Origin of the sequence: Leucobacter celer subsp. astrifaciens (genome assembly GCF_001273835.1) — a bacterium.
GTDB lineage: Bacteria > Actinomycetota > Actinomycetes > Actinomycetales > Microbacteriaceae > Leucobacter > Leucobacter celer.
Genome location: NZ_JHEI01000198.1, coordinates 1 through 321 on the forward strand (window position 1 = coordinate 1; position 321 = coordinate 321).

The 321-nt window shown below is 71.7% G+C and carries 1 pseudogene; it reads right to left on the reverse strand.

Features of this window, described 5'->3' with window-relative positions:
• Positions 1-302: pseudogene (locus AMS65_RS17940) on the reverse strand (sensor histidine kinase); the annotation flags it as partial.
• Positions 303-321 lie beyond the last annotated feature (19 nt).

Genomic DNA, 321 nt, shown 5'->3' on the forward strand with positions numbered 1-321 from the left:
ATTCTGAGCCGTTCTTCGGAGACGCGACGCGACGCTTCGGCTTCACGGGTCTCCTCCGCGCGCCGCGCGCGTTCCGTTGCGGCTTCGAACAATTCGCGGCGCGACCGCGCACTGTCGCCGAGCGCGCCGGCGATCGCGGCGGCCGCGGCCGCCTGCAGCAGCCGAGGATCCGACGATTGCCAGCCTGTCACCGCGAAACTGATGACGAGGATCCATGCCGCGCTCACGCCGACCGTGATGGCCGTCACGACCCGCTCCGAGTGCGACGCGAGGCTGTACGCGGCGCTCGCGAGCGCGAGCATGGGGCCGAGCGTCGGCCAG